General features: G+C 26.2%; 5 protein-coding genes. 4 read left to right on the plus strand and 1 reads right to left on the minus strand.

The features are described 5' to 3' along the window. On the plus strand, nt 1-565 hold a 565-nt coding region (locus A500_RS05640), incomplete at its 5' end, for an ABC transporter ATP-binding protein (protein ID WP_016206622.1). Beyond that, entirely contained in the window at nt 555-1,649 is a 1,095-nt protein-coding gene (locus tag A500_RS05645) for an FtsX-like permease family protein (protein ID WP_016206623.1), read from the plus strand. The genes A500_RS05640 and A500_RS05645, both read left to right, overlap by 11 nt. On the opposite strand, the gene A500_RS19380 is transcribed toward A500_RS05645, so the two are convergent. Further along, entirely contained in the window at nt 1,615-2,619 is a 1,005-nt protein-coding gene (locus A500_RS19380; RefSeq protein WP_016206624.1) for a glycoside hydrolase family 10-like protein, read from the minus strand. The genes A500_RS05645 and A500_RS19380 overlap by 35 nt on opposite strands. Before the next feature lie 243 nt (nt 2,620-2,862). Here A500_RS19380 and A500_RS19385 point away from each other — a divergent pair, with 243 nt between their 5' ends. Together A500_RS19385 and pulA are read left to right on the plus strand one after the other, a co-directional pair. Next, nucleotides 2,863-3,696 (plus strand): hypothetical protein, encoded by an 834-nt coding sequence (locus A500_RS19385; protein ID WP_157453613.1) that lies wholly within the window; start codon nt 2,863-2,865, stop codon nt 3,694-3,696. A gap of 196 nt (nt 3,697-3,892) precedes the next feature. Beyond that, entirely contained in the window at nt 3,893-5,788 is a 1,896-nt protein-coding gene (gene pulA / locus A500_RS19390; RefSeq protein ID WP_198010573.1) for a type I pullulanase, read from the plus strand. The last annotated feature ends 13 nt before the right edge of the window (nt 5,789-5,801 follow it).

A 5,801-nucleotide genomic window follows, 5' to 3' on the forward strand; every position in this document is an offset into this window, starting at 1 on the left:
TGATAAGGATATTACAAAATTAAAATCAAAACAGTTAGAGAAGTTTAGAAGAGACGAGTTAGGTTTTATATTTCAAGATTTTAATCTTTTAGATACATTAACTGCTTATGAAAATATAGCATTAGCATTAACTATTCAAGGAAAAGGTCATAATAAAATTGATGAATTTATAAAAAAGGTATCAATGAATCTTGGGATTACAGATGTATTAAAAAAGTATCCATATCAAATGTCAGGAGGCCAAAAACAAAGAGTTGCATCAGCAAGAGCCATTGTAACCAACCCATCATTGATATTAGCTGATGAACCAACAGGAGCTTTAGATTCAAAGTCTTCAAGATTACTTTTAGATTCATTTGAAACTCTTAATAAGGATTTAGAAGCAACGATACTAATGGTTACCCATGATGCTTTTACTGCAAGTTATGCCCATAGAATTTTATTCATTAAAGATGGAAAGATATTTAATGAACTTATAAGAGGAGGAGATTCTAGAAAAGAATTTTTCAATAGAATTATTGAAGTAGTTACTCTTTTAGGAGGTGATGCAGGCGATGTATTCTAAAATAGCATTTAACAATGTAAAAAAGAGCATAAAAGACTATGCAATATATTTTTTAACACTAACATTTGCAGTTTGTATATTTTATAGCTTTAATTCTATAGAATCACAAAAAGTAGTTTTTGAGGTAAATAGTAGTGAATCCGATATAATAAGCGTTTTAAGTAAAGCTATAGGAATAGTTTCAATATTTGTGTCTTTTATTCTTGGAAGCTTAATTATATATGCAAATAACTTTTTAATTAAAAAGCGTAAAAAAGAACTTGGAATTTATATGACATTAGGAATGGGAAAGAATAAAATATCAAAAATATTACTTTTTGAAACTTTAATAATTGGATTAATGTCATTAATAGCCGGAATTATTTTAGGCATGATTTTTTCACAAGGATTATCAGTATTTACAGCTAAATTATTTGACGTTGGAATGAGAGAATATAAATTTATAGTATCATTCGAGGGGATTATAAAAAGTACTATATATTTTGGAATAATGTTTTTATTAGTTATGATTTTTAATACTATTGTAGTATCAAAATACAAATTAATTGATATGTTAATAGCTTCAAGGAAAAGTGAAAAGATAAAACTTAAAAATCCAATTATAAATATTATAATATTTATTTTATCAACTATAACCTTATCAGGAGCGTATTATTTAGTAATAAATGTAGGGTTAAAACCAGAAGATATTAAATTTATTGTATCTATGGTACTAGGAATTATAGGAACATTACTATTTTTTATAAGTTTAGGCGGATTTGGTATTTATATAGTTCAAAAAAATAAAAAGACTTATTTTAAAGAACTTAACATATTTGTTTTAAGGCAAATAAGCAGTAAGATTAATACTAATTTTGTTTCTATGACAGTAATTTTATTAATGTTGTTTTTAACAATAACAACACTTTCAACAGGACTTAGTTTTAAGAATACTTTAGAAAGCAGCTTGAAAGATTCAACTCCATTTTCAGCATCAGCAATTATGTTCTTAGATGAGAAATATAATTCAAAAGATATAAAAGAAAATCTTGATAAATTGAATTTTAAATTTAATGAAGGTGAAAAATATATGATATATACTTAATATAATTCAAAATTGTAGTAATTACATTAATTGTTGCGGTGGTAAATAACTGGTTTGTTGTATTAATATTTTCAACAGTGTATTCCCCAAATCCCCTATTATAATCTAGGAAAGTTTGTTTATCTAAATCTTGTGCATAGAAAAATATATCTTTACCATTATCAGTATACTTATATGGATAAAAATAATCATCAAAATGAATTGCATCAACATCATATTTTGTTGCAACTTCCTCTACTCTTGAAACAACATAGTCAATAACTTCTGGTTTACCTGGATCTAAAAATAGCTTATTTTGAAATTCATAAACTAAATCAGGGTTATTTCTAGCAAAGTTATTTTCTGCAAGTTCGTTTAACTTTTCAGTAATAGATCTTTTATCAACATTGTTTGTGACTCTATATGGGTTAAACCAAGCATGGAATTCCATACCTCTTTTATGAGTTTCAGATATTAACCATTCTAATGGGTCAAATCCATTAAAACCAGGATCCTTGCCTTGGAATGTATAACTACTTCCACCCTTATGAAGATATTGAGACCATGGAGCAATATCTGATGGATACCAAGCATCCAGCATAGGACTTACTTGAAAAGTAACAGCATTTAAATTCAATTCTTCAAATTTATTTAGAATTGAAGAAAGTTCAGTTTTAAATTCTTCTTCAGCAGATAAATTTGGATCACTTGTAACATCAGAAATATCAATATTTACTACAGTGGATAACCAGGCAGTTCTAAATTGCTCTTTTGGATTAATAAACTCATCTGGAATAGTTACTTGAGGTCCATTCTTGTAAAGGTATACTGGAGTGGTTTCATCGTACTCTACTTCTCCAGTGGCAAAGTTATAAGTTTTAAAATTAAATAAAGGTGACTCATTGTCCATTGCAAATGAGTTTTGCCAAGTGAAGGCTTGGCTTGAAATACTAGCTAGTAAAAATAAAGTCAAAGTTTTTTTCTTTATCATAATAATCTCCTAAATAATGAATAATAGTACTTTTATATAAAAGTTTACAAGTTAATAATATTGCAACGCAAAAGAATTTATATTTGAATATTATTTAGAAAAAATGAAATTAATTTTCAAATATCTTTTAAGAGTTAACTTCAAAGTATTAATAGAATGATATAGTGACTATAATAAGACATACAGGGGCAATAATTATTTATGAGCATAAAATATAATAGAAGAATTTTAGGAGTTGAAAAAATGATAGATTATAAGGGTATTTATTATAATGATATAAACAATGACAACTCTTTAAAAGTACAAGAAAGATACAATAAAGAAATTAATAATATCAATTCATTAGAGATAAAAGCATCATGTAATGAGTTTTATTTAGAACAAGATATACAATTAATAGCATTAAAAGAATCTATATTTGGAATAAAAGAAATAAGAGATGTTAATTGGAAAATTGACTATTTAGGAAAAGATATAACATTAATAAACAATAAAATTAAAATTAGTAAAAACTTAAAAGAAAAAAAATCAATTAAAGTGATGTGTTTAGATAAAATAACAGGTGAAGAAGCATGTAGAGAGTTCCCAATAATTCTAAAAGAAGTAAAAGATACATTAATACATTTTATAAAAAGTGATGGTGATTATTGTGGTAACGGATATAAATGGGATATATGGAGTTTTTCCAATGACGGAAAGTCCTATGCAATAGAATTAGAAGAAAAAAATGACTTTGGAAGATGTGCCTTTGTTAAAGAAGAAAATATAATTGCAAGAAGAAGAGCGTGGGGAGACAACTGGGGAAATGATTGGTCAGAGCAAACAGCAACCTTTGAAATACCTGAATCAATTAAAAATTGTTATATTATTTATGGTGAAAACAAACTTATAACAAATTTAGAAGATGTGATTGAATATATAAAGCCTAAAATAGATATAGCACTAATGGATAATAATGACAATATAACAGCTTTTTTATCCAAAGCTCCAATAGATGGAACAAAATTTTATATTTATATAAATGGAATTAAGAAAGAAAATTGTAAATATATAATTGATAAATTATCAAAAAAATAGAGTTTATAGATTTAAATTTAGATATAAATGCAAGTGATTTAATTGAAATAAGAGCAAATAACACCTTTCTTCCATGCAAGGTTACAATGAGAAGATACTTAGATAAATATTATTATAATGAAAATGACATGGGAATTATATATGATGAAAAAAAATTCACCTAAGAATCTGGGCTCCAACAGCTTTCAAAATAAATTTGTGTCTATATGAAAATTGGTATGATACTAATGAAAATACGAAAATTTCATACGAAATGAAAAAAGATAATAAAAGTGGAACTTATTATGTAAATATAGATAGGAAAAGTAGTGAAAATAAATTTTATTTATATAAAATTTATTTTAAAGATATAGATAGAAAAGGAAAAGAATATATAAAAATAAATTATGCAGTAGATCCATATACAGTATCGGTAGGAATAAATGGAGAAAAAGGATTTTTAATAGATATAAACAATGTTAAATCAATGCCTCTAGGATGGGTATTTGATAAAAGACCACAGCTTTTAAGAAAGGAAGATTCTATAATATATGAAATTCATGTAAGAGATTTTACTATAAGTGATGATAGTGGAATAGATAAAAAAATAAGAGGAAAATATTTAGGATTAGCTAAAGAAGGAACAATTTATAAAGATAAAAATAGAAAAGTTATTATAAAAACAGGAGTTGATCATTTAAAAGAACTTGGGATAACCCATGTACATTTGTTGCCAATATTTGATTTTGGATCTGTTGATGAGAGAAAATCTAATAAAAATGGAAATAGAAATTGGGGGTATGATCCTAAAAATTATAATGCTCCAGAAGGAAGTTATTCAAGCGATGCATATAATCCAATTTCAAGAATAATAGAGCTTAGAGAAATGATAAAGGTACTTCATAAAAATGGAATAAGAGTAATTATGGATGTAGTTTACAATCATATGCAAGAAACTAGAGGGTTAGATAATATAGTTCCATCTTACTATTTTAGAACTGATTATAGAGGAAGATTTACAAATGGATCAGGGTGTGGTAATGAAATAGCAACTGAGAGACCTATGGTAAGAAAGTTTATAATTGATTCTATAAGACATTGGCTCAAAAATTACCATATAGATGGGTTAAGGTTTGATCTTATGGAATTAATTGATATAGATACAATTAAAGAAGTAATAAAAGTAAGTAAAGAAATCGATGATAATATATTAATTTATGGTGAACCATGGAAAGGAGGAAATTCACCTCTTACAAATGGAGCACATAAAGGTAGTCAAAGAGGGGAAGATTTTTCTGTTTTTAATGATATATTTAGAGACTTTATAAGAGGAAATAATAGCCCTTCTAATGGATTTGTTAATGGAAACTCACATGATGGAGCTACTGCTTGGAGCATAATAGAGGGCTTAAAAGGATCAATAAATACGCTGACACTTAATCCAAGAGAAAGTATAAATTATGTAGATGCTCATGACAATTATACTCTTTGGGACCAAATAGAAAAAAGTTTAACACAAAATATAAAAACTGAGGATTATAGAAAAATAACAGAAGAAAATATTTTAGACAATAATTTAGTGAGAAGAAATATACTAGCCTTATCAATAATATTGACAGCTCAAGGAATCCCATTTATTCAAGGAGGAGTAGAGTTATTAAGAACCAAAAATGGTGATCATAACAGCTATAAGAGTCCAGATAATATAAACGCTATATTTTGGAGGGATAAAGCAAAATATATTAGTGTATTTAATTATATAAAAGGGCTTATAGATATTAGAAAAAAGTTTAATTCTTTTAAATTAAGTACAAGAGAAGAAATAAACAATATTGAAATCTCATTTTTAAACGGAGACGAAAATGCTGGAGTAATAAAGTGGCACTTTAAAAATTTTAATAGTATAGAAAAAGACATAAATGATTTAATAGTCGTGTATAATGGAACTTCAATAGATAATTATGATATAAAGCAATATATACCAAATTTCCAAAATGAAGATTGGAGCATAATTGCTGATTCTAATAAGGCAGGTATAGACGTATTAAAGAAAGTTAAAACATCAGAAATTCCTAGATTAAAATCATATTCAATTATGATTTTATACTCATAAGAGTTAAATTGCG

It is taken from the genome of Clostridium sartagoforme AAU1, assembly GCF_000401215.1.
Classification (GTDB): Bacteria; Bacillota; Clostridia; order Clostridiales; family Clostridiaceae; genus Clostridium; species Clostridium sartagoforme.

Bases quoted from the DNA above. Each gene is read 5' to 3' on its own strand.
- A500_RS05645 (WP_016206623.1), top strand. From the start codon at position 555: ATGTATTCTAAAATAGCATTTAACAATGTAAAAAAGAGCATAAAAGAC.
- A500_RS19380 (WP_016206624.1), bottom strand. From the start codon at position 2,619: ATGATAAAGAAAAAAACTTTGACTTTATTTTTACTAGCTAGTATTTCA.
- A500_RS19385 (WP_157453613.1), top strand. From the start codon at position 2,863: ATGATAGATTATAAGGGTATTTATTATAATGATATAAACAATGACAAC.